This is a genomic window from Ochrobactrum sp. SFR4, from assembly GCF_019730395.1.
Taxonomy (GTDB): Bacteria; Pseudomonadota; Alphaproteobacteria; order Rhizobiales; family Rhizobiaceae; genus Pseudochrobactrum.
Genome location: NZ_JAAPBB010000737.1, coordinates 1 through 275, shown reverse-complemented (window position 1 = coordinate 275; position 275 = coordinate 1). Strand labels below are relative to the sequence as shown.

The window sequence follows — 275 nt, the reverse complement described above, 5'->3', positions numbered from 1 at the left end:
AAGCTGGCTTGATGGCGCGGGGAATAGATGAGCTGCTGATTCAACTCCTCAAGGATTTCACTGCTTGTGATCTTGGTATCCACATAAGAATAGCCCGCTGTCACGCCCCATCCATTAGACAGATCAGCTTTCAACTCCGTTTCAAAACCACGCGAACGAACTTCACCCGTTTGAACCTGATATGGCCAGCCATTAATTGTATCATCAGTCAAACGATTGGTCTGGCGCGTATCAAAAAGTGCAGCACTCCAGAGCAGATCATCGGATGGTGCATA

At 48.0% G+C, this 275-nt stretch carries 1 protein-coding gene; it reads right to left on the bottom strand.

Going from position 1 to position 275, the window contains the following annotated elements:
* The coding region (locus HBA93_RS21030; protein ID WP_221724564.1) for a TonB-dependent receptor domain-containing protein at window positions 1-275 on the bottom strand (275 nt) is incomplete at both ends.